We start from the raw sequence: 22,768 nt of genomic DNA, 5'->3' as shown, positions 1-22,768 counted from the left end.
GAGTAACCGAACAGAGAAGCCTAACGAAAAGCGGCCCGCTTGGGGCCGCTTTAGGGGTTTTCACCACAGGAAAATTTTTGATAAGTAATTGATTGTTAAAGGAATTTAGTTCCTTAAAGCATTTCCTTTATAGATCAATCAGCTTTCTCGATTTTTCTGTTTGCAGACAATTACCAGGTCAGCTTCAGCGTGTACTTGCCGTTGGTCGAACCGGTGCCGCCGCTGTAGTACACCACGCGCACGTAGGCGTTCACGGCGGTGGTGCCGGTATTGGATGCACTTGCCGAATCGACCGAACCCGCACCGTTGGTGCTGGAGGTCACCTGGCTGCCGGCGCTGTTGTAGATGTACAGGTCGTAGTCCGAGGTCGAGTTCGGGGTCAGGGTCGCGCTCAGGGTCTTGCCAGCCGGGACAGAGACCTTGAAATAGTCCGTGTCGCTGCTGCTCGACATGGTGCCGTTGACCGTGGTGCCGGAAGTCGAGACCGTGTTGCCGGTGGAGATCGTGTTGTTCGACTCGGTTTCCGACATGGTCGTACCGGTGCCGCCACCGCCGCCGGTGCCGGTCGCGGCATCGACCGCTGCCGACGCATCGACGATGCCGGCGCCGCAACCCGAGCACGATGCCGGGAAGGCGCGTGCGCTCGACTTCAGGCGGGCTTCGACGTCGTCCGGGGTCAGGGCCGGGTTCTTCGCCAGCATCAGCGCAACCACGCCGGCCACGTGCGGGGTGGCCATCGAGGTGCCCATGTAGCCGGCGTAGCTGTCGGCGCCCGGGGACTTGGTGCCGGCGTTCAGGGTCGACAGGATTGCCGCACCGGTATCGCCGCCCGGCGCCGCCACGTCGACGACCGTGCCGTAGTTCGAGTACGACGCGCGGCCGCCCGACTTGTTGGTGGCCGCCACCGCGATCACGCCCGAGCAGTTGGCCGGGTTGCTGTTGCTGGCGTTCTGGCTTTCGTTACCGGCTGCGACCACGACCACGGTGCCGCGCGAGCGGGCGCTGTTGATCGCGCTCTGGGAGGTGGTGTCGCAGGCGCCGCCGCCGCCCAGCGACATGTTGATCACCTGTGCGCGGGCTGCGATGTTGGGCACGCCCGACACGGTGCCGCCGGAAGCCCAGATGATGCCGTTGGCGATGTCGGAGGTGTAGCCGCCGCACTGGCCCAGCACGCGTACCGGCACGACCTTGGCGCCATAAGCGACGCCGGCCACGCCGATGCCGTTGTTGGTGAGCGCGGCAATGGTGCCGGCCACGTGGGTGCCGTGCCAGCTCGAGTTGGTGGCCGGTTCGCCGGTGCCGCACTGGCCCGCCGCGGTCCAGTCGCCCGGATCGCTGGCGTCGCTGTCGCGGCCGTTGCCGTCGTTCGAAATCGCGGTGTCGGCGATGAAGTCATAGCCGGCCAGGATCTGGCCCTGCAGGTCGACGTGCGGACGGTAACCGGTGTCGATCACGGCCACGCGGATGCCGGTGCCGGTCGACTTGTCCCAGGCTGCCGGCAGGCGCATGCCGCCGACGGTATCGAAGTAGTCCCACTGCTGGTTGTAGTAGGTGTCGTTCGGGGTGAACATCGGCTTCATGATGCGGTCCGGCTCGGCGTACTCCACCGACGCGTCGCTGGCGACCAGGTCGGCAGCGACCTTGGCGGCCTCGGCCACCGAGACCTTGCGGTTCAGCTGGATCACACGGGCGCCGGTACCGATGGTGTGCAGTTCCTTCATCGTCAGGCCGAGATTGCGGCCGGCCAGCTCGAGCTTGGCCATGCGCGCCGCCGGGATCACGCCGGAAGCGGCCAGACGGGACTGGCCCTTGGCGCCGGGGGCGGCTTCATCCCTGTACTTGACGATCAGGCGGTCAGTCTGGTCGGTGATGCTCACACCCTGCGCGGCGGGTGCGACAGCTCCTGCGTGCACAACACTGGCGCCGAGGCCGATGACGGCCGCTGCGCACAGTTTCAAGACTGCCGGGTACATCGATTTCTGAGACTTCATGTTTCTTCCTTTTATTAGAAAAACACAAAAGTTTGATTTTCCGCAAGCACATCAAGACAACTCAGTGCCTGAGATCTAGTTGTGTCGGTGCAAATTCTGCGCACCGATTTCCCGTCTGAAAGCGGGACACGGAAGAGTAGCGCGAAGGAAGAAGACGTGTAGAAATTTCACAATTGATTTCGGCATCTTTACAACGAAAAACCACATTTCGTAGTAAAAACCTACTTTATTTGGCTGAAATCGCGCTCTGCAAAATAAGATCTTGCTAAAAAACACAGGAAAATCACAGAATCGTCATTCTTGGTCAGCCACATTATTTAACACATCGTTTTGACTTATATCAGATATAACCAAGAAATTTGATGTACGTGCATACGCTGACGCAATAAAAAAAGGCCGCGATCGCTCGCGGCCTTTCATGTCAGGGAGAACTAAATCAGAAGTTGCCCTTGAACTGCACACCCCAGGTACGCGGCTCGTTGGTGAAGCCGGTCAGGTTGTTGAAGTCGATGGCGCCGGTGATGCGGCGCTGGTCGAGGATGTTGCGGCCGAAGGCGGCCACTTCATACTTGCCGCCCGCCCAGTTGTAGCCGACGCGCAGGCCGCCCTCTAGCAGCGGCTTGCCGCTGAACTCGGCCGCTTCGTACAGGAAGAAATTGATCTTCGTACGGTAGGACCAGTCGGTGTAGACGAAGAATTCGCCGTCGCCCACCGGCACGCTGTAGCGCGCGGTCGCGTTCAGGGTCCACTTCGGCGCCTGCGGCAGCGGGTTGCCGTTGATGTCGACGCGGCCGGCGGCGTTGATCGGGTCGGTGATGGTGCACTGGGCGCACTTGTTGACCGACAGGCTAGGGTCGCGGATTTCCGTGAAGTTGTAGCTGGCGCCGGCGGTCACGCGCAGCGACGGGCTGACGATGCCTTCGACGTCGAACTCGGCGCCCTGGGCCTTGGTCTTGGCCGCGTTGATCAGCTTGGTGACGTTCGAGTTGCCGCCGACCACGGTCAGCTGCTGGTTCTTCACCTCGAAATCGTACAGCGAGAAGTTCAGGCGGGCGCGGCGCTCGAACAGGTCGGCCTTGATGCCGCCTTCGATCGAGGTGACAGTCTCGGCGTCGGCCACGGTCACCGGCACCGATGCCGAAGCGGCAGCGATACTCGGGGCGCGGAAGCCGGTCGCCATGCGGGCGTACAGGTTGACGTCACGGTTCAGCTTGTAGGTACCCGACAGGTCCCAGTTGACCTTGCTCTTGCTTTCGCTGATACCGGCCGGGCCGATCAGGGTCACGTTGGTGTGTTCCAGCGTGGCAAAGTCCTTCTTGTCATCGGTGTAGCGCAGGCCGCCGCGCAGGGTGAAGGCGTCGTTGACGGCATAGGTCACGGAACCGAAGGCGGCCCAGGCCTTGTTCTTCTGGTTCGAGATCACGCGCGAGGTTTGCGCCTGGGTCACGCTGTCGAAGTTGTCGCTGCCGCCAGTCGCGTCTTCGTCGAAGTAGTACAGGCCGGCCTGCCAGTTCATCGGGCCGGTGTTCTTCGACTCGACGCGGAATTCCTGCGAGTATTGGGTCAGGTCGGTCAGGCGGCTGGCGGTCTGCACCTGGAAGGGCACCACGCCCGGGCCGCCGATGATGCCGCCGTCGATGTCGCCGCGGCTGTGGTAGTGGTCCACGCCTTCATAGCCGGTGATCGAGTACAGCTTGACGGCGCCGAGGTCCCAGCTCAGACGCAGGTTGGCGCCCTGGGTCTTGAGGTCCTGGAAGTTCTGGGCGTTGGTGACGATGCTGTTCAGGTCGTAACCGTCGGCGATGTCGTTCGTGCCCTTCTTGATCAGGTTGGCGCGGAACAGGCGGGCACTGCCGGAGGTGGTGCGCTGGTGCACATTGAACAGCGCGCTGAAGGTGCTGTCCGGGGTGTACAGGAACTGCACGCGCTCGGCGTGTTCGTTGTAGCCGTCCAGTTCGCCGGTCTTGTTGGTCCTGGCGAGGTCGCTGTAATTGTTGACGAAGTCGTCGCGATGCTGGCGCAGGGTCGAGACGCGCATCGCCCATTTATCCGACAGCGGCACGTTGACGGCGCCTTCCAGGTTGACGGTGTTGTGGCTGCCCCAGGTGGCGTTGTAGTAGCCCTCGACCTTTTTGAGGTTCGGCTTTTCGGATTCGAGCTTGACCACGCCGGCCGGGGTGTTGCGGCCGAACAGGGTGCCCTGCGGGCCGCGCAGCACTTCGACGCCGGCGACGTCGAAGATCGGGAAGCCTTTCAGGATCGGGTTTTCCTGGACGATGTCGTCATAGATCAGCGACACCGGCTGCGAGGCGAACAGCGAGAAGTCGGTGTTGCCGTAGCCGCGGATGTAGAAGCGCGGGAAGGTGCGGCCGTTCGACGATTCGATGTTCAGGCTCGGCACTTTGCCGGCCAACACGCGAATGTCTTCACCGCCGGAGACGATGACGTCGAGTTTTTCACCCTTGACGGCGCTGACCGAGACCGGCACCTCCTTGATATTTTCGGTGCGGCGCTGCGCCGTCACGGTGACGGTCTGCAGCTCGTTGGTCGATGTAGCTTGGGCCATGGCCGGCGCGGCGGACAGGGCTGACAGCGCCAGCATCGCGCCATGGGCGGCGATAACGCGCTTGTGCATCTTGGACATCTTGGTCATTGCGATTTCCTAGGAAGGGTAAAAATGGCGTCTGTCTCCATTCGCATCGTTATCGATGTCTTCATATTGCCAGGTTGGTAAAGGCGCAATTGTCGAACATGTGTATAAGCTTATGCAAGGAATACGCGCGCAGCATGGGCAGGCATACAACATTTTTTTTCCGTAAAGCCCTTGCGTGCTTCAGAAGGGATACGCTATGATTCGGGCCTCTTCGGACGTGGTGACAAACGTCGAAGACATCACCGAAGCGGTTTGCGGGCGCTTAGCTCAGTTGGTAGAGCGGATCCCTTACAAGGATTAGGTCGGGAGTTCGAGCCTCTCAGCGCCCACCAGATCTTCCGATGATGTCGACAGCGAAGAAAAGATCAGTAAAAACGGAGCGGTAGTTCAGTTGGTTAGAATACCGGCCTGTCACGCCGGGGGTCGCGGGTTCGAGCCCCGTCCGCTCCGCCAGCTTCAAGAAGAAGGGTCCGATTAGTCGGACCCTTTTTTCGTTTCTGCCTCTACTTGCGCGGGAAGCATGGCCCATCCTTACATCAGGTTCCGGATTCTCCTTGCGCGCCACGCGGTGGCCCAGCTCGCCTTACGTCTGCGCAGCTCGGCCGAGATCGCCGCCCTGCTGCTGGGCCCCGCTACCGTCGGCCTGGTCGCCTTTGCCGCCATGCCGGCGATGCTGGCGGCGTCCCGTCCCTGGACGCTGGCCCTGCCCCTGCTGCTCCTGCACGGGCTCGCCATGGGCCTGCCCTTCTTGCTGCTGCGTTCTCAGGTGCTGCCCGCGCACACCTTGCCCTGGCTGGCCGGGCTGCCGGTCGCGCCGCGCCTGCAACTGCAGGCAGCCATGCTGGTAGCGGCCCTGCTGGCGGCGCCGCTGGGGCTGGCCTACGCCGCCTCGCTGGCGATCTGGCTGGGGCAGCATCCCGACTGGATCTCGCCGGCGCGCGCGGCAGGCGGCACCGTCTTCTCCTTCCTGCTGAGCTGGTCCAGCGGCGCCTGGCTGCTGGCGCGCGCCGCACGGATACCGGCGCCATCGCGCCGTGCGCCCGCATTGCAAGCCGCCACCGGCCAGACAGGGTGGGAGACCGGGACCGCCGCCGGCCACGGCATGCTGTGGCGTCGCCTGTTCTGGCTGCCGCTATGGCGCACGGGCAGCCATGCCGGTCCGCGCCAGGCGGCGCTGCTGGCGGCCGGCCTCGGCGCTATGCTCGTTTGGATGCTCGGACCGCCCTGGCTGCCGCGCGTGGCTGGCGCCATCGCGGTGAGCATCCTGTTCGTGCTGCTGGTGCACGATGCCGACACCACCGTGCGCACGCAGGTGGCGCGGCTGGCGCCAGTCACCGCCGGCTGGCCGCTGCGGTTCACTCGCCTGGCCTGGGGCGCCCGGGCTGCGGCGCAGGCGCCGGCCCTGCTGGTACTGGCCGTGCTGAGCGCCACCGGTTTTATGGTGCACGCCTGGCATGGCGGCGCCGGCAAGCTTTACCTGGCGCTGGCCTGCTTGACGCCGCCGCTGCTGGCCGCAACCCCGCCCTTCACCCCGCGCGGCAGGATGGCCCTGGTCGGGCTTGCGATCATGCTGCTGTGCGCGGTGGGCAGTAAAGTAGCGAACTGAGAGAGCACATGGTCGAGATCGACGCCTTGAATTTTCACTTCAGGACACGCAGCGTGTTCCTGGGCCTGAGCATGCGTTTCGAGCCGGGCCTGACCTGGCTGCGCGGCAGCAATGGCCGCGGCAAGACCACCCTGCTGCGCCTGCTCGGCGGCCAGCTGGCGCCCGCCGCCGGCAGCATGCGCCTTGACGGCATCGACGCGCAACGCGAGCCGCTGGCCTGGCGCCGCGCCAGTTTCTATTGCGGCGGCGAGGCCCCTGCCCTGGACTGGCTGACGGTGAACGAGTGGCTGGAACTGCACCTGGCGCTGTACGAAGGCGCCGACCGCGCCGCGCTGCGCGCCCATTTGGCGGCCTTCCGCCTGGACGGCGTGCCGGCCCAGCCGGTGAGCGCGCTGTCGCTGGGGCAGTACAAGAAACTGCAGCTGGCGCTGGCCCTGGCCTTGCCGGCCAGGCTGCTGCTGATCGACGAGCCCTTCAACGGTCTCGATGCGCAGGCAGTCGAACTGCTGGAACAGGAACTAAGCAGGCGCGAAGCGGCGCGCCAAGGCTGCATCGTGCTGACCAGCCACCTGGCGCCGCGCATCGCCTGCACGCATACGCTGGATCTCGACCGGCAAGCGGGCGTGCTCTGAATTTCACGCTCTTTTGAGCATCGGCTGGCCGACCTCGACGCGATTGCGCCCGCCGGTCTTGGCCGCATACAGCGCGTGGTCGGCGCGCGCCAGCGCCGCCGTCAGTTCCTCGCCGGCCTCGATCGTCACCGCGCCGATGCTGACTGTCATGCGGTAGCCAGGCGCGCCGCCGAATACCGGCACGCCGAGCACGGCAAGGCGCAGGCGCTCGGCTGCTTCGAGCGCGCCCTCGAGCCGGGTGGCGGGCAGGACCAGCGCGAATTCCTCGCCGCCGAGCCGGCCGATGAGGTCATGCTCGCGCAGCACGCCGCGCGCGGTGTCCGCGAATACCTTCAGCGCGTCGTCGCCGCTGGCGTGGCCGTAGCTGTCGTTGAGCTGCTTGAAGTGGTCGATGTCGAGCATCAGCAAGGCGATCGGCTTGCGCAGGCGCAGCGCGAGCTGGCGCGCGCCGTCGGCACGCTCGAAGAAGGCGCGGCGGTTCAGCATGCCCGTCAGACCGTCGATGGTCGCCAGGCGGCGCATCAGCTCGTCGTCCTTCTGCTTGCACAGCAACAGGAAACCGAAGCCGTTCACGATCATCAGCAGGTAACTGGCCAGGTAGGCCAGGCCGATCACCGGCGCCGTGGCGGTGCCGGGGCTGCCGCCTTCGAAGCCCAGCCAGGCCCAGATCGCCAGCGCGAACAGGATGTTGTTGACGCCGATCAGCCGCTGCAGCAGCGGCGCCTTGCGCGGACGCAGCAGCACCACGGCCGCGCCGAACACGTACAGGGCGATGATGAAGGAGATCAGTTCCGTCAGCTGCAGCCGTGAGGCGCCGGTGGCCACCGCATAGCAGACCGCCACCCAGCCGGGCAAGGTGAACAGGTAGAGCGACTTGCGCCAGCGCGTAAAGCCGAAGAACAGGCAATTGGCGCCCACTTCCAGCGCAACGCCGCCCAGCCAGGCGCAAGCCGACACAGCTTCGACCAGGCGCAGCTCGAACTGCGGCGCGGCCCACCAGCAGAGCTGGGCAAGGCCGATCGACAGGCGGCCCCACATCCAGTAGCAGAGGGCCGGACTATTGTCCGCGCCGCGCATATAGCCCGCCATCAGCAGGGCAAAGGCGATATTGCCGACGCCTAGCGCCAGCATGAAAGTTTGAATGTCGATCACTCGGTTCCCTCTAGGACAGCCTCGGCCCGATCATGTATTTATAGCAACGCATGTTGCACATAGGAATTATCTTACACGTTTTTAACATTTGTGCACGTACGATTCGTGCGGGGTGCTTTTGAGTGTCTGATAACGGCACAGACATCGTGCTATTGCTGCGTGGCACAAGTTAATCGTGCATAATTGACAAGCATATATTTACTGGAGTCGCCGTGATCTTTGGTTTCCTCAAGTCCCAGACCTTGTCCCCGCGCCAGCGCCGGCTGCAGAACACGTCCCTGTTCCGCACGCTCAAGCCGATCGAGGTCAAGTTCGTGGATGGCCTGATGCACGAACGGCGCTACCAGCCGGAGGAAATCGTCTTCGACGAGAACGAGGAAGGCCAGGCGCTCTACCTGGTAATGGCGGGCCGCGTCGAGATCAGCCGCATGCACGAGGGCCGCCGCCAGCTGGTGAGCGAGCTGGGACCGGGCAGCTTCTTCGGCGACCTCGCCCTGCTCGACAACTCGCCGCGCAGCGCCCGCGTGCGCGCCATCGACCATTGCGAACTGGCGGTGTTCTTCCGCGACGACTTCCTGGCGCTGATGGATACCGACGCCGTCATCGGCTACAAGATTTCGCTGGCGCTGGCGCGCCACATCGGCCAGCGCCTGCGCGAGCGGCTCGACGGCCGCCCCCAGCTGGAAGCGCTATGATCGCCGCACCCGCGGTCCGCGAAGAGCGCGCCGGGCCGGTGGTCTGGACCGGAATCATTGCCGTCACCTGCCTGCTGCTGGTGCTGCTCGAGCACATGCTGTGGCTGGTCCTGCCGCTCATCTTCGGCATCGTGATGTACTACACCCTGCTGGGCCCGATGCGGCGCCTGCTGCGCCTGGGCTTTTCGCGCAGCGTCTCGTCGATGCTGGTGTGCGCCATCTTCTTCGGCCTGTCCGCGCTGGTGCTGGTGGCCGCGCTGTCCTGGAATGCGGGCCCGGAAGACAGCGGCTCCTGGAGCGATACGCTGGCGCTGTACGCGAACGGCGGCGTGGCCTTTGTCCGCAACACGATGGCGCTGCTGGAGGCGAAATTCCCGATCCTGGCGGAGATGCACGTCACCTCGCTGGCCAACAAGCGTTTCAAGGTCTTCACCGACACCTTCGCCCAGCGCTACCTGACCACCATCCTGGTCACCGCGGCCGGCTGGCTGCCCTCGCTGCTGCTGGCGCCCTTCCTCGCCTTCTTCTTCCTGCGCGACGGCCTGCGCTTCAAGAAATTCCTGGCGCGCGCGGTGCCGAACGCCTACTTCGAACGCACCCTGTTCCTGCTGCACCAGGTCGACCAGACCGCGCGCCGCTACTTCGAGGGCCTGCTCAAGCTGACCGTGCTCGACACCATCGTGCTCGGCTTCGGCCTGTGGGTGATCGGCGTCTCCTCGCCGCTGCTGCTGGGTTTCATCTCGGCGCTGCTGGCCTGGGTGCCCTTCATCGGCTCGGTGGTCGGCTGCGCGATGGTGGTGATCGTCGCCGCCACCGACGCGCCATCCAATCCGCTGGTTGCCTACGGCGCCATTGTCGTCTTCATCCTGGCGCGCCTGCTGGACGACTTCGTGTTCATGCCGATCACGCTCGGGCGCAGCCTCAAGATCCACCCCCTGATTACCGTGCTGATGATCTTCATCGGCGGCGCATTGTCCGGCGTGGCCGGCCTGATGCTGGTGCTGCCGCTGCTGGGCGTGGTGATGGTGATCGGCGAGACGCTGGGACGGCTGATGACCAATCCGCGGCTGCGGGCAAGGCACCGCTACGCAAAGCAGCTGCGCGAAAAGCAGGCGAGCGGGGACCTGAAAGTCTAAAACAATTCGGGGTCAGAGCACTTTTTCGGACAAGCGTCATAGGGGCGATCGTTCAAAAAAGTGCTCTGACCCCGAATTTTTGAAATAAAAAAACGGATTCATGTTTGCGCATGAATCCGTTTTTGTTTCAGGGCTGAACCTGGAGAGAGCTTACTTGCGTCCTGCCGCCTTCGGCTTGGCCTTGATGGTCGACAAAATGCCCGGCTTGGCCTTTCCCGGCGGCGCCATGAAGGGCGCCGGCTCGCTGCGGCCCTTGCCGCCACCGCCGTTGGCGCCGTTAGCGCCGCGGGCATTGCGGCGCGTCGCCACCTCGATCACGCGGCCCTTCGGCGCCGCGCTGCGCGCCTCGGCCACCAGCGGCATGCTCTTGCGCTCGCTGCGCGGCGTCATTTCCAGTTCGCTGCCGGGCGGCGGCACCAGGTGGCGCTCGCCATTGCCGATCAGGTCGCCGCGGCCCATGCGCTTGAGGCCTTCGCGCAGCACCGGCCAGTTTTCCGGATCGTAGTAGCGCAGGAAGGCCTTGTGCAGCTTGCGCGTCTTGCCGCTCTTGGCGGTGAGGACCGCTTCCGACTCCGCCGTCACCTTGGCCAGCGGGTTCTTCCCGGTGTGGTACATGGTGGTCGCCATCGCCATCGGGGTCGGCGTGAAGGTCTGCACCTGGTCGAGGTGGAAGTTGTTCTTCTTCAGCCACAACGCGAGATTCAGCATGTCCTCGTCGGTCGAACCCGGGTGGGCCGCGATGAAGTAGGGGATCAGGTACTGCTTCTTGCCCGTCTCCTTCGAGTACTTGTCGAACAGCGCCTTGAACTCGTCGTAGGCGCCGATACCCGGCTTCATCATCTTCGACAGCGTGCCCTCTTCCGTGTGCTCCGGCGCGATCTTCAGCAGGCCGCCGACGTGGTGCGTGACCAGCTCCTTCACGTACTCGGGCGAACGCACGGCCAGGTCGTAGCGCAGGCCGGAACCGATCAGGATCTTCTTGATGCCCGGGATTGCGCGCGCCTTGCGGTACAGCGAGATCAGCTTGCTGTGGTCGGTGCCCAGGTTGGAGCAGATGGTCGGGTAGACGCAGGACAGGCGGCGGCAGGTTTCCTCGATTTTCTTCTCTTTGCAGGCCAGGCGGTACATGTTGGCAGTCGGGCCGCCGAGGTCGGTGATCGTGCCCGCAAAATTCTTGGTCGTGTCGCGAATCAGCTCGATCTCGCGCAGGATCGACGGCTCCGAACGGCTCTGGATGATGCGGCCTTCGTGCTCGGTGATCGAACAGAAAGTGCAGCCGCCGAAGCAGCCGCGCATGATGTTCACCGAGTAGCGGATCATCTCCCAAGCCGGGATGTGCGCTTTGCCATAGCTCGGGTGCGGCGCGCGCGCGTAGGACAGGTCGTAGACCCCGTCCATCTCGTCCATCGCCAGCGGCAGCGGCGGCGCGTTCAGCCAGACGTCGCGGTCGCCGTGCTGCTGCACCAGCGCGCGCGCGTTGCCCGGGTTCGACTCCAGGTGGAACACGCGCGAAGCGTGTGCGTACATCACCGGGTCTTCGCTGACGGTTTCAAACGACGGCAGGCGCACCACGGTCTTGCGCGCCTTTTCGCGCGCCGCGGCTTGCCGCTCTTCGCGCGTCATGATGACGATCGGTTTGACTTCCGGTTCCGGCTGCGCGTTCTCGGTGGCGCAAGCCTTGGTGTCTTCCTGCGCCATCGCATACGGGTTCGGATGCGGATCGACGCGGCCCGGCACGTCGACGCGGGTCGAGTTATGCACCGACCACTCTTCATCCGGCAGCCAGCCGTGCGGCACCAGGAAGGCGGTGCCGCGCAGGTCGCGGATGCTCTTGATGTTCTCGCCGGCGGCGATGCGGCGCGTGACGTCGACCAGCGCGCGCTCGGCGTTGCCGAAGATGACCAGGTCGGCCTTCGATTCGAACAGCACCGAGCGGCGCACCTTGTCCGACCAGTAATCGTAGTGCGCGATGCGGCGCAGCGAGGCTTCGATCGAGCCGGCGATGACCGGCACGCCCGGGAAGGCTTCGCGGGCGCGCTGGCAGTAGACGGTGACGGCGCGGTCCGGGCGCTTGTTCGGCTCGGCGTTCGGGGTGTAGGCGTCGTCCGAGCGGATCTTGCGGTCGGCCGTGTAGCGGTTGACCATCGAGTCCATGTTGCCGGCGGTGATGCCCCAGTACAGGTTCGGCTTGCCGAGCGCACGGAAGGGTTCCACGGAGGTCCAGTCCGGCTGGCTGATGATGCCGACCCGGTAACCCTGCGCTTCCAGCAAGCGCCCAACCAGCGCCATTCCGAAGCTCGGGTGGTCGATATAGGCGTCGCCCGTGATCAGGATGATGTCGCACGAATCCCAGCCCAGCTTGTCCATCTCGGCGCGGGTCATGGGCAGGAAGGGCGCGGCGGGAGCGCGGCTGGAACGTTTGGCAACGTTCGCGAAGAGATTGGCTGGGGAGTTCATTGGCCGATATTTTACAGGAAAAGCCTGCGGCCAGCTCCCTCCCCTTTTAAAAATGGCTTAGTTTTCAACAACTTGGCTCATCCATTGCGGATGAAACGTTGTTTTAGAGCGCCTAACAAAGCCCGCAGGGCAAGGCGCATCGCCGCAGTGGCGGACCACGAAGACAGTACGCTAGTACGGCGAGACGATGCAACGCCGCCATGGGGGCTTTGTTCGGTGCTCTTAGATGCCCATGTTGTTGAGGATGTTACCAAGCTGGCGCAGCGCCGGCTCCAGGGTCGGGTGGCGGGCCGCGAAGCGGGCCGTGATTTCCTGGCTGCGCGAGGCCAGGCCATAGGTGTTGGCGTCCGGATCGTCGGCGCGGCGCTCGAGCACGTGCCGGATGTCGCCGTCGAGCTGGCGCAGCAGCATCTCCAGTTCGTCGTCGACCTCGCCCGTTTCCTCGAGGTGGCGGTGCAGGGTCTTCAGGTGCGCTTTCAGGGTGTCTTCGTTCTCGTTCAACATGTCGTCCCTCATGTGGTGAACCTGGTCTCCAGGTACAGCTTCTCGACCTGTTCGCGGGCCCAGGGCGTCTTGCGCAGGAACTTCAGGCTCGACTTGATGCTGGGGTCCTTGATGAAGCAGTTGATCGCGATGCGGCGGCCGAGCCCTTCCCAGCCGTAGTGCTCGACCAGGCGGGTTAGGACCGATTCTAAAGTAATACCGTGTAATGCCTGAACACTCATTGCAGAGACGATGTCGTTATAAGAGTGTTGCGGATTTTAACAGTACACCCAGACGATTATTCATTCTAGGCGCACGCCGCCGTCTTCTCGCTTGCGTCGTCCTGCACAATGACGCCGCTCTGCAGCACGATGATGCGCTCCGCCATCTGGATGGTTTCCGGACGGTGGGCCACGATAATGCGTGTCATCGCAATTTTCTTGATGGCGTTATTGACCGATTTTTCGTTCCACACGTCGAGGTGGCTGGTCGCTTCATCCAGAACCAGCAGCTTCGGATTTTTGTAGAGCGCCCTGGCCAGCAGGATACGCTGTTTCTGTCCGCCGGACAGGCCTGTCCCGATATCCCCGACCAGAGTATTGAATCCCATCGGCATGGTGCGGATTTCCGCACCGATGGCTGCCAGCGAAGCACAGGCTTGTATCTGCTCCTGATCCGGCGACGGATCGAAAAAGCTGATGTTGTCGGCAATCGATCCCGCGAACAGCGTATCTTCCTGCATGACGGTCCCAAGCAATTTTCTGTAATTGCGCAAACCCAGCTGTTTCAGGTTGACCCCGCCGATCAGGATTTCTCCTTCAGTCGGTTCGAGGAGGCCGAGCAACAGTTTGATGAAGGTGGTCTTGCCGGAACCTGAAGGCCCGGTGACCGCAATACACTGCCCGGCAGGTATGACCAGATTAAGCTTCGACAGGATTGCCGGCTCGCCGTCGGCATAACGGAAGCTCAGGTTGCGCACTTCGACCGATGGCGAAATACTCTCCAGCTCGACCTCGGCCACGTCGGTTTCCCGTTCGGTGTCTGCAAGGACGATATCGGCCACGCGCTCGCCGTGAATACGCAACATCTGCACATCGAAGATCTTGTCGACGAGGCTTGCCATGCGCTGGCTGAACTGGTCCTTGTAGCTGATGAAAGCGAACAGCATACCCACCGAGAAGCGGCTATCGAGCACCGCTAGCGCGGCCATCCAGATGATGATGACCCGCTCCGCGCCGAACAGGAAAGTATTCGCGGTCCTGGCGGAGACGGACAGCTTTTCGATCCGCAGCGTGGCATTGAACTGGTCGACCAGTGCGTTCATCCACCCCGTGCGCCGTTCGTCGGTACGGCCGAACAGGCGGATGCTTTGCACGCCACGTACCGATTCCATGAAATGCGTATGCTGTTTCGAAGCATGGATGATCTGTTCGGCCGTCGCCTCTTTCAATGCCTGGAACATGGCCCTGCGCAACAACACATAGACCCCGACGGTCGCCGCCGCAACCGCCGCCAACGCAGGGCTATACAAAAGCATCATTGCCAGCGTGCCGATTACCATGACGCCATCGATCACCGCTTCGACGAGTTGGGTCGTCAAGCCGTTCTGCATCGATTGGATCGAACTGAAGCGCGACACGATATCGCCGGTATTGCGCTTTTCAAAAAATGGCAGGGGCAGGCGCATGAGATGCGCGAATGCATTGCCGAACCATTGCAGGTTCAGGTTCGTCGCCAGGACGGTCGTGATCCAGCTGCGTACCGCTGCCAGAGAAGTCTGGATCACGACCAGCAAAAGAAAACCGCAACCGAGCACCGTGATCAGGTCGCGGTCGGCCGTGAGGAGCGCATCGTCGATCAGCCACTGCAGGTAAAAAGGTGCGATCAATGTGCATAACTGCAGGACGAGGCCAAGCAGCAGCAGTTGCAGCAGACCGGCGCGCAGGCCAACTACATGCCCCATCAGCGACAGGAGTGAAAACTGCCTGGTCTCGGCTTTGCGTTCGAACGTTGCGGACGGCCTGAGTTCGAGTGCGATGCCGGTAAAGTGCTTCGCCACCTCGGCCAGCGCCAGGCGGCGCTCCCCGACTGCCGGATCGTGAATCACGACATGGCCCGACCGTACTGCCTTGAGCACGACGAAGTGGTTGAGGTTCCAGTGCAGGATACAGGGCAGCTTCAGATTCGGCAGATGTTCCAGTTCCAGGCGCAAAGGGCGTGCGTCGAGCGACATCCCGTTGGCCATCGTGACGATACCCTTGAGCGTCACGCCTTTCAGCGAGACGCTGTAGCGCTGGCGCATGTTCGCGATACTGACCCGATGCCCCCAGTAGCTTGCCACCATCGACAAGCATGCCAGGCCACACTCCGCAGCTTCGCTCTGGAGCAGGGCAGGAAGACGCCGGGCCTGCCAGAAGGACAAGCGCAGTTTTTCGATGATTCTCATGGGTGGGCCGGTCCGTTAGATTTTTCCCGAAATACTGAGCAGGGGTTCGATCACCCATTCGTACAGACGGCGGTGCTCCAGCACGATACTGGCGTCCACCAGCATGCCGGACTTCAGCGGCAGGACGTTGCCGTACGCCTGGACCGTTTGTTTGTCGAGCGTCAGCCTGATACGGTACAGCGGCTCGGCCGCGGCGCCAGGTGCTGCGCCGGGTAAGGTCAGCTCGTCGGGACGGAGCGAGGTATTTGCAACCTCGCGCACGACGGCTGGATACTGGCCGAATTTCTGGTAGGGGTAGGCCTGGTACCTCAGCATGACCGGCATGCCCGACTTGACGAATCCGGCCGAACGCGACGGCGCATAAATTTCGGCTTCCAGTGCCGCTCCCGCCGGAAGGATCGAGGCAAGGACCGTCGTCGCACTCACCGCCTGGCCGCGTTCCATCGTGATGGCGGTCACCATGCCATCCTGCGGTGCACGCACCAGGATTTCGCGGCGCGCCTCGTTCTCGGTCAGGTCCTGCTCGAGGCTGGAGACACTGCGCCGCAGTGCGCCGGCGTCGCGCTGTGCCTGCAGCTCCTTGTCGCGGATATCATCCTGCGCCGTACTCAGGTCTCGCCTGGTCGCCGCCTGTGCCCGCTGGAGGTCAGCCAGCTTCTGTTGCTGGTCGAGGAATTCCACCTGCCTGTCCTGAAACTGGGCCGCCGAAATATACCTGGCTGTCAGCAAGTCGCCATACCGCTTTTGCGCCTGCTCCGCCAACACGACACGGCGCTGCTGCAAAGCGATCTGGTCTGCGATATAGGCGCCCTCCTGTGTCAGCTCCTGAACGCGCCGGCGGGCAGCATCGACCCGCTGCTGCGACTGCAGATTCGATTGCTGTAATTCGGCCTCGAAACTGTTTCGCCGCTCCTTCAGAAACGCGGACACCGCCTGTTCTGTGGAGGCAGAGTCCACACTGCTGCGCTCACTCGACAGTACGAACAGCACGTCGCCGGCCTTGACCAGCGTGCCTTCCGCGACGCGCTTTTCTTTGATGACGCCGTTCTGGTTAGACGTGATCTTGATGACACCGGTCGATGGAATCAGGATTCCCTGGCATTGCGCCTTCCGGGTCGTGTCGAAGGCAATAAAGAAGGCCACGATTGCCAAGCCGATGACGACGAACAGGGCCGTCAGAAAATGATGGCTGACCGTGCGCGCCAGGATGACTGTGCCATATTGCTTCGCGCTGACATGCTCGATCGACTCGGTACGAAAAAGGGGTTGATTAGGCGGGTTCATGTCTTGTCGGATACCACGCCCGGCATTGCCTCCGGGCCGGTTTTATGCAGCTCGAATAAGTCGATTTAACATTTGAGGCCGGCTTTTATTTACGGCCCGAAGAAAAAGCGATCGCGCTCATCCCGCGCTGCTTGAGAATGGTTTTTATATCTTCGCGGGTATAACGCCGGCAAAATCCGCTGGTGGACACGCCATAGGTTTCGAGCGTATCCGGCAGGGGAATCCATAATGTCGCCGAGCGGGTAACCGAAAACTCCCCGGATTCTTCATCGAGAGTAAAACTGACCTTCGGCTTGATATTTTCCCCGGACGGGACCGCGACCGAGTCCTGTAACAACGCAGGATCGACTTTCACGGACCGATAAAACCTGTTTTCCCTCGCACGGAATTCGCCAACCCATTTCTGATATGCCCGCGTCAATTCAAACGGATAATCGAGCATTTCATTTTTCCTGGCGATCTCTTCATCCGACTCCAGCGTGGGAGAACCATGCCAGCCCAGCAATGCGTCGCAAGGAAGAACCAGTGTCTTGCCGGCCAATGCCAGATAATTTGCGCAAGCCGAGAAACAGTAGCCGTCAATCTCGACTTTTACATTATTTTTCGAAATATCCTCGGCAATTTTCAGCGCGGTCAACGGCGTGCCGCCGAAACTCTGCAACACCACATTCTTATAGCCGCCCTTCGACACCTCAAGGAATTCCTTGTACGAGCCGGGATTGATATCCCCGGAAAACCTGATCGTATCTGCCGAGACCCGCTCCCAGCCGGCCTGAGCCCCCGGGACCAGCCCCAGGAACAGCAACATCGTCAACAAAAACTTCATGATCCGAGACTTTCGCGAATAGCTTTCCGAGTACATCTGCAACAAGGCCCGGCACGCGGCCGAGCCTTTCCGAGAGATAATCTCCCGCTACATCAACGACTTATGCCTTGGCGTGGCATTCGTAGGTCGTGACGGTCGTGGTCGAGCCATCCTTGTTGGTGGTCGTGGTGGTGGTCTTCGAGCAGCCGACTTCCACGCCGCCGCTGATCATTTCCATTTCTTCGATATTCAGTTCACGCATTTTCGTCTCCGGTTTATTTTTGAATTATGCAATCACGACTTGGCGTGGCATTCGTATGTCGTGACGGTCGTGGTCGAGCCATCCTTGTTGGTGGTCGTGGTGGTGGTCTTCGAGCAGCCGACTTCCACGCCGCCGCTAATCATTTCCATTTCTTCGATATTCAGTTCACGCATTTTCGTCTCCAGTTTGTTTGTATAAGTTATGCAATTACGACTTGACGTGGCATTCCCAGGTGGTCTTGCTCGTGCTCGAGCCGTCGGCATTGGTGGTCGTGGTGGTGGTCACCGAGCAGCCAGCTTCCGCGCCACCGCTGATCATTTCCATTTCTTCGATATTCAATTCGCGCATTTTCAAATCCTTTCAGGTTTAGGAAAATCAGCTTTGGCAATTAATAATAAAACCTTCTTCTTATCTAGAATCGGGCAATTCACCGCCGCCTTGTTGAAAATATTATTTTCTAAAAAAACCTGCGTCAACCTTTTTTAATTATTTATTTTTGTTTCTTATTATGGGTATTTACAAAAATAATAAAAGGCAAATATATTCCATATCCCCTTTTAATAAATATTAATAGGCGATATAAGTCGATGGCTCGACAGCCATTCTCCATGCACACAGAATAGCGTACTGATCAGCAACCAATCTCTCCAAATTTCACATTTGCAAAAAAAATTTACTATGTTACGTGGGCGCAACACAGCAGCCGCAGGCTGTCAATACCGCTGTGCGAGGAGTTGGAATGGCAGGGGAAAGCGATGACGCTGCCAGGATGCAGCGTGAGGAAGAATCTGCGGGCAGCGGCAGCAGCAGCGACGCGAAGGCGCCGATGTTGCCGCTGCCATGGATGATCAGTTACCGGTCAAGCCGCGGCGCTCCAGCAGCGGCTCGATCTTCGCATCGCGGCCGCGGAAGTTGCGGTACATGTCCATCGCATCCATGGTGCCGCCGCGCGACAGCAGCATCTGGCGGAAGCGGTCGCCGTTCTTGCGCGTCAGGCCGCCGTTTTCCTTGAACCACTCGACGGTGTCGGCGTCCAGCTTCTCGGCCCACAGGTAGCCGTAGTAGCCGGCCGAGTAGCCGCCCGAGAACACGTGCGAGAAGTAGGTCGTGCGGTAGCGCGGCGGGACCAGCGGGAAGTCGACGCCGGCGTCATGCAGGGCCTTGGCTTCGAAGCCCAGCACGTCGGCCGGGATCTGGTCCGGGCGCAGCTGGTGCCAGCTCTGGTCCAGCATCGAAGCCGCCAGGTACTCGGTAGTGCGGTAGCCTTCGTTGAACTTGGCGGATGCCTGCACCTTGTCCAGCAGTTCCTTCGGCATCGGCGCGCCGGTTTGGTAGTGCTTCGCATAGTTGGCCAGCACTTCCGGCCAGGCCATCCACATCTCGTTGACCTGCGACGGGAACTCGACGTAGTCGCGCGGCACGCGGGTGCCCGAGAAGCGCGGGTACTTCACGTTCGAGAACATGCCGTGCAGCGCATGGCCGAACTCGTGGAACATGGTGCGCGCTTCGTCGTAGGTCAGCAGGGTCGGCTCGCCGGCGGCCGGCTTCGGGATGTTCAGGTGGTTCGCGATCACCGGGTGCGTGCCCAGCAGGGTGTTCTGGCCGACATAGGCATTCATCCAGGCGCCGCCGCGTTTGTTGGCGCGCGCGTAGGGGTCGTGCAGGAAGATCGCCAGCTGCTTGCCGTCGGCGTCGAAGACGTCGAACACGCGCACGTCCGGATCGTATACCGGCAGGTCCTTGCGTTCCTTGAAGGTGATGCCGTATTCCTTGGTGGCAGCGAAGAACACGCCGTCGATCAGCACGCGGTTGTACTCGAAGTAGGGACGCAGCTGGCTCTGGTCGAAGGCGTAGCGCTGGGCGCGTACCTTGTCGCTGTAGTAGTTCCAGTCGTAGGCGGCAGCCTGGAATTTGCCGCCTTCGGCGTCGATCGCCTTCTGCAGGTCGGCCGCTTCCTTCTTCGCGTTGTTCACGGCCGGTCTGGCGAATTCGGCCAGCAGCTTGTTGACGGCGCCGGTGGTCTTCGCGGTCTGGTCTTCCAGCATGTAGGCCGCGTGGTTCGGATAGCCCAGCAGCTTCGCACGCTCGGCGCGCGTCTTCACCAGTTCCAGCACCACCTGGCGGTTGTCGAATTCGCCGCCATGACTGCCGCGCGCCATCGAGGTCGCCAGCAGCTTTTCGCGGGTGGCGCGGTTTGTCAGCACGGACAAGGGCGCCTGCTGCGTGGTGTTCACGACCGGGATCACGAACTTGCCGTCCAGGCCGCGCTTCTTCGCTTCCGCGCTGGCGACGTCGATCGCCTTGTCCGACATGCCGGCCAGTTCCTCGCGGCTGTCGACCACCAGGGCCGAGGCGTTCGCTTCCTTCAGCACGTTCTGGCTGAACTGGGTCTGCAGGCCCGCGATCTTGCCGTTGTAGGCCTTCAGCTTGACCTTGTCGCTGGCGGACAGCTGGGCGCCGGCGCGCACGAAGTCGGTGTGGTAGCGCTGCAGCAGATAGGCCGACTCGGCGTCCAGGTGCAGGGTGTCGCGCTTGTCGTACAGGGTCTTGATGCGCTTGTAGAGCTTTTCGTTCAGGCGGATCTTGTCGCTGTGCGCGGCCAGCTTCGGCGCCAGTTCCTTGTCCAGCGCATTCAAGGTGTCGTTGGTGTTGGCGCCGACCAGGTTGTAGAAGGCGGTCGAGACGCGATTCAGCAGCTGGCCCGAACGCTCCATCGCGACGATGGTGTTCTGGAAAGTGGGCGCGGCGCGGCTAGCGGCGATGGCGTCGATTTCAAGCGAATGCTGGCGCATGCCTTCCTCGAAGGCCGGCGCGAAGTCTTCGTTCTTGATCTTGTCGAAGGCCGGGTACTGGAACGGCAGGGTGCTCGGCTTGGCGAAGGGATTCGAGTCCGGCAGCCGGGATGGTGCTGCGTGGGCGAAGGTGGCCACGGCCGCGGTGACGGCGAAGGCCAGGATGTAGGAACGGTTCATTCTCTCTCCGGTATAAATCGTTTTATTGTTGGGTGCCGGTCAGGCCGCGGCGCTCCAGCAGCGGCTGGATCTGCGCATCGCGTCCGCGGAAATTGCGGAACAGGTCCATCGCATCGGCCGAACCGCCGCGCGACAGCAGGGTCTGGCGGAAGTGGTCGCCGTTCTTGCGCAGCAGGCCGCCGTTCTCCTTGAACCACTCGACCGTGTCCGCATCCAGCTTTTCGCTCCACAGGTAGGCGTAGTAGCCGGCCGAATAGCCGAGCGAGAAGCTGTGCGAGAAGTAGGTCGTGCGATAGCGCGGCGGCACCGGCGCGAAGTCCACGCCCGCATCCTTCAGGGCGGCCGCTTCGAAGCCCAGCACGTCGCTCGGGATCTGCTTGGGCGTCAGCTGGTGCCAGCGCTGGTCCAGCAGCGAGGCCGCCAGGTACTCGGTCGTGATGTAGCCCATGTTGAATTTCTTCGAGGCCTGCACCTTGTCCAGCAGCTCCTGCGGCATGGCCGCGCCGGTCTGGTAGTGCTTGGCGTAGTTGGCAAGGACTTCCGGCCAGGTCGCCCACATCTCGTTGACCTGGGACGGATACTCGACGAAGTCGCGCGGCGTATTGGCGCCGCCGAAGGTCGGGTACTTCACGTTCGAGAACATGCCGTGCAGCGCGTGGCCGAATTCGTGGAAGGCGGTGCGCACCTCGTCGTAGGTCAGCAGGGTCGGCTGGCCGGCGGGCGGCTTCGGAATGTTCAGGTGGTTCGCCACCACCGGGTGGTTACCCAGCAGCGTCGATTGCGTCACGTACTCGTTCATCCAGGCGCCGCCCTGCTTGTTCGGGCGCGCGTAGTAATCCATGATGAAGATCGCCAGCTGCTTGCCGTCGGCGTCGAAGACGTCGAACACGCGCACGTCCGGGTCGTACACCGGCAGGTCCTTGCGCTCCTTGAAGCTGATGCCGAACTCCTTGTTCGCGGCGAAGAACACGCCGTTCAGCACCACGTTGTTCAACTCGAAGTAGGGCTTCAGCTGGCTCTCGTCGAAGGCATATTTTTGCTGGCGCACCTTGTCGGTGTAGAAGGCCCAGTCCTGCGCCGCGACCTGGAAGCCGCCTTTCTCCGCATCGATCACCTTCTGGATCTCGGCAGCTTCGAGCTTCGCGTTGTTCACGGCCGGCAGCGCCAGCTCGCCCAGCAGTTTATTCACGGCTTCCGGGTTCTTCGCGGTTTCGACTTCCAGCGAATAGGCCGCGAAGTTCGGGTAGCCCAGCAGGGTCGCCTTCTCGGCGCGCAGTTTGGCCAGGCGCTGTACCAGCTCGCGGCTGTCGAAGTCGCCGCCGTGGCTGCCGCGTGCCAGCGAGGCCGCCATCAGGCGTTCGCGCGTGCCGCGGTTGGTCAGCGAGGACAGCAGCGGCTGGCCGGTGGTATTCGCCAGCGCGATCACGAACTTGCCGTCCAGGCCGCGCTTCTTCGCTTCCGCTGCTGCGGCGTCGATCTCGGCGTCGGACAGGCCGGCCAGTTCGGCACGGGTATCGACCACCAGGGCCGAAGCATTCGCTTCCTTCAGCACGTTCTGGGCAAAGGTCGACTGCAGGCTGGCGATCTCGCCGTTATACGCCTTCAGCTTCTCCTTGTTCGCTGCCGACAGTTTGGCGCCGGCGCGCACGAAGTCGCGGTGGTAGCGCTCCAGCAGGTGCTTCGACTCGGCGTCGAGTTTGAGGTTGTCGCGCTTGTCGTACAGGGTCTTCACGCGCTTCCACAGCTTGTCGTTCATGAAGATCGCGTCCTGGTGCGCGGCCAGCTTCGGCGACATCTCGCGGTCGATCGCATCCAGGTTGTCGTTGGTGTTCGCACCCTGCAGGTTCGAGAAGGTGGTCGCCACACGCGACAGCAGCTGGCCCGCGCGCTCCATCGCGACGATGGTGTTGTCGAAGGTCGGCGCGTTACGGTTGTTGGCGATCGCCTCGACTTCCAGCAGATGCACGCGCATGCCGACTTCGAAGGCCGGCTTGAAATGCTCGTCCTTGATCTTGTCGAAGGCCGGGTAGTGGAAGGGCAGCGTGCTGGCCCTGGCGAAGGGATTCGAGGCGTCGAGGACGTTGATGGAGGCAGGGGCGGAGGCGGCAGGCGCGGCAACGGCCGGGATGGCGGTGGCTGCATAGGCAAGCGCGATGCTTGCCGCGACGATGAGGCGGAGTGGCTGTTTCATGCG

Annotated in this window: 18 protein-coding genes and 2 tRNA genes; 6 read left to right on the top strand and 14 right to left on the bottom strand. The window is 62.4% G+C overall.

What is annotated here, in order from left to right; all coding sequences use genetic code 11:
* Positions 1-170: 170 nt before the first annotated feature.
* Together LQV39_RS15340 and LQV39_RS15335 are read right to left on the bottom strand one after the other, a co-directional pair.
* Positions 171-1,991 (bottom strand): S8 family peptidase, encoded by a 1,821-nt coding sequence (locus LQV39_RS15340; protein ID WP_230026999.1) that lies wholly within the window; start codon positions 1,989-1,991, stop codon positions 171-173.
* A 436-nt stretch (positions 1,992-2,427) separates the two neighbouring features.
* Positions 2,428-4,644: a TonB-dependent receptor gene (locus tag LQV39_RS15335; RefSeq protein WP_230026998.1), complete on the bottom strand. Its 2,217-nt coding sequence runs from the start codon at positions 4,642-4,644 to the stop codon at positions 2,428-2,430.
* A gap of 256 nt (positions 4,645-4,900) precedes the next feature.
* Here LQV39_RS15335 and LQV39_RS15330 point away from each other — a divergent pair.
* From LQV39_RS15330 to LQV39_RS15315, 4 genes are all read left to right on the top strand, one after another.
* Positions 4,901-4,976 (top strand) — tRNA-Val (locus tag LQV39_RS15330).
* Positions 4,977-5,020: 44 nt separating this feature from the next.
* A tRNA-Asp gene (locus LQV39_RS15325) sits at positions 5,021-5,097 on the top strand.
* A 67-nt stretch (positions 5,098-5,164) separates the two neighbouring features.
* The gene (locus LQV39_RS15320; protein WP_230026997.1) at positions 5,165-6,250 is read left to right on the top strand and encodes a hypothetical protein; all 1,086 of its coding nucleotides are present in this window, start codon (positions 5,165-5,167) and stop codon (positions 6,248-6,250) included.
* Positions 6,251-6,258: 8 nt separating this feature from the next.
* On the top strand, positions 6,259-6,882 hold the full coding sequence (locus tag LQV39_RS15315) for an ATP-binding cassette domain-containing protein (RefSeq protein WP_230026996.1): 624 nt from the start codon (positions 6,259-6,261) through the stop codon (positions 6,880-6,882).
* A gap of 3 nt (positions 6,883-6,885) precedes the next feature.
* Here LQV39_RS15315 and LQV39_RS15310 read toward each other — a convergent pair whose 3' ends face one another.
* Complete coding sequence (locus tag LQV39_RS15310) at positions 6,886-8,034, bottom strand: GGDEF domain-containing protein (RefSeq protein WP_230026995.1); 1,149 nt, start codon at positions 8,032-8,034, stop codon at positions 6,886-6,888.
* Between the two features lie 212 nt (positions 8,035-8,246).
* Between LQV39_RS15310 and LQV39_RS15305 the strand changes: the two genes are divergently transcribed.
* Positions 8,247-8,729 (top strand): cyclic nucleotide-binding domain-containing protein, encoded by a 483-nt coding sequence (locus LQV39_RS15305; protein WP_230026994.1) that lies wholly within the window; start codon positions 8,247-8,249, stop codon positions 8,727-8,729.
* Positions 8,726-9,865 carry an AI-2E family transporter gene (locus LQV39_RS15300; protein WP_230026993.1) on the top strand — a complete coding sequence of 380 codons (1,140 nt, stop codon included), beginning with the start codon at positions 8,726-8,728 and terminating at the stop codon, positions 9,863-9,865. Before LQV39_RS15305 ends, LQV39_RS15300 begins: the two co-directional genes overlap by 4 nt.
* Positions 9,866-10,015: 150 nt before the next feature.
* Here the strand turns inward: LQV39_RS15300 and LQV39_RS15295 are convergent, their stop codons facing one another.
* The 11 genes from LQV39_RS15295 to LQV39_RS15245 all read right to left on the bottom strand — a co-directional run bounded on the left by LQV39_RS15295 (position 10,016) and on the right by LQV39_RS15245 (position 22,765).
* The gene (locus LQV39_RS15295) at positions 10,016-12,322 is read right to left on the bottom strand and encodes a YgiQ family radical SAM protein (protein ID WP_230026992.1); all 2,307 of its coding nucleotides are present in this window, start codon (positions 12,320-12,322) and stop codon (positions 10,016-10,018) included.
* Between the two features lie 222 nt (positions 12,323-12,544).
* Positions 12,545-12,838: a DUF4404 family protein gene (locus LQV39_RS15290; RefSeq protein ID WP_230026991.1), complete on the bottom strand. Its 294-nt coding sequence runs from the start codon at positions 12,836-12,838 to the stop codon at positions 12,545-12,547.
* The gene (locus LQV39_RS15285; RefSeq protein ID WP_230026990.1) at positions 12,835-13,047 is read right to left on the bottom strand and encodes a VF530 family DNA-binding protein; all 213 of its coding nucleotides are present in this window, start codon (positions 13,045-13,047) and stop codon (positions 12,835-12,837) included. Before LQV39_RS15285 ends, LQV39_RS15290 begins: the two co-directional genes overlap by 4 nt.
* Positions 13,048-13,112: 65 nt before the next feature.
* Positions 13,113-15,251 carry a peptidase domain-containing ABC transporter gene (locus tag LQV39_RS15280; RefSeq protein ID WP_230026989.1) on the bottom strand — a complete coding sequence of 713 codons (2,139 nt, stop codon included), beginning with the start codon at positions 15,249-15,251 and terminating at the stop codon, positions 13,113-13,115.
* Between the two features lie 15 nt (positions 15,252-15,266).
* Positions 15,267-16,535, bottom strand: a complete 1,269-nt coding sequence (locus LQV39_RS15275) for an HlyD family secretion protein (protein ID WP_230026988.1) — start codon at positions 16,533-16,535, stop codon at positions 15,267-15,269.
* Positions 16,536-16,620: 85 nt separating this feature from the next.
* Positions 16,621-17,361 carry a hypothetical protein gene (locus LQV39_RS15270; RefSeq protein ID WP_230026987.1) on the bottom strand — a complete coding sequence of 247 codons (741 nt, stop codon included), beginning with the start codon at positions 17,359-17,361 and terminating at the stop codon, positions 16,621-16,623.
* A gap of 100 nt (positions 17,362-17,461) precedes the next feature.
* Positions 17,462-17,602, bottom strand: coding sequence for a hypothetical protein (locus LQV39_RS15265; RefSeq protein ID WP_230026986.1), 141 nt, complete (start codon positions 17,600-17,602; stop codon positions 17,462-17,464).
* A gap of 32 nt (positions 17,603-17,634) precedes the next feature.
* Positions 17,635-17,775, bottom strand: a complete 141-nt coding sequence (locus LQV39_RS15260) for a hypothetical protein (protein WP_230026985.1) — start codon at positions 17,773-17,775, stop codon at positions 17,635-17,637.
* Positions 17,776-17,809: 34 nt separating this feature from the next.
* Positions 17,810-17,950: a hypothetical protein gene (locus LQV39_RS15255; RefSeq protein ID WP_230026984.1), complete on the bottom strand. Its 141-nt coding sequence runs from the start codon at positions 17,948-17,950 to the stop codon at positions 17,810-17,812.
* Between the two features lie 500 nt (positions 17,951-18,450).
* The gene (locus tag LQV39_RS15250; protein ID WP_230026983.1) at positions 18,451-20,574 is read right to left on the bottom strand and encodes a M3 family metallopeptidase; all 2,124 of its coding nucleotides are present in this window, start codon (positions 20,572-20,574) and stop codon (positions 18,451-18,453) included.
* 22 nt (positions 20,575-20,596) lie between these two features.
* Complete coding sequence (locus tag LQV39_RS15245) at positions 20,597-22,765, bottom strand: M3 family metallopeptidase (protein ID WP_230026982.1); 2,169 nt, start codon at positions 22,763-22,765, stop codon at positions 20,597-20,599.
* Positions 22,766-22,768 lie beyond the last annotated feature (3 nt).

The organism is Massilia sp. Bi118 (assembly GCF_918697865.1).
In the GTDB taxonomy this organism is placed as follows: domain Bacteria; phylum Pseudomonadota; class Gammaproteobacteria; order Burkholderiales; family Burkholderiaceae_D; genus Telluria.
The sequence above is the reverse complement of the archived record's forward strand: the minus strand, read 5'-3'. Positions and strand labels throughout refer to the sequence as shown.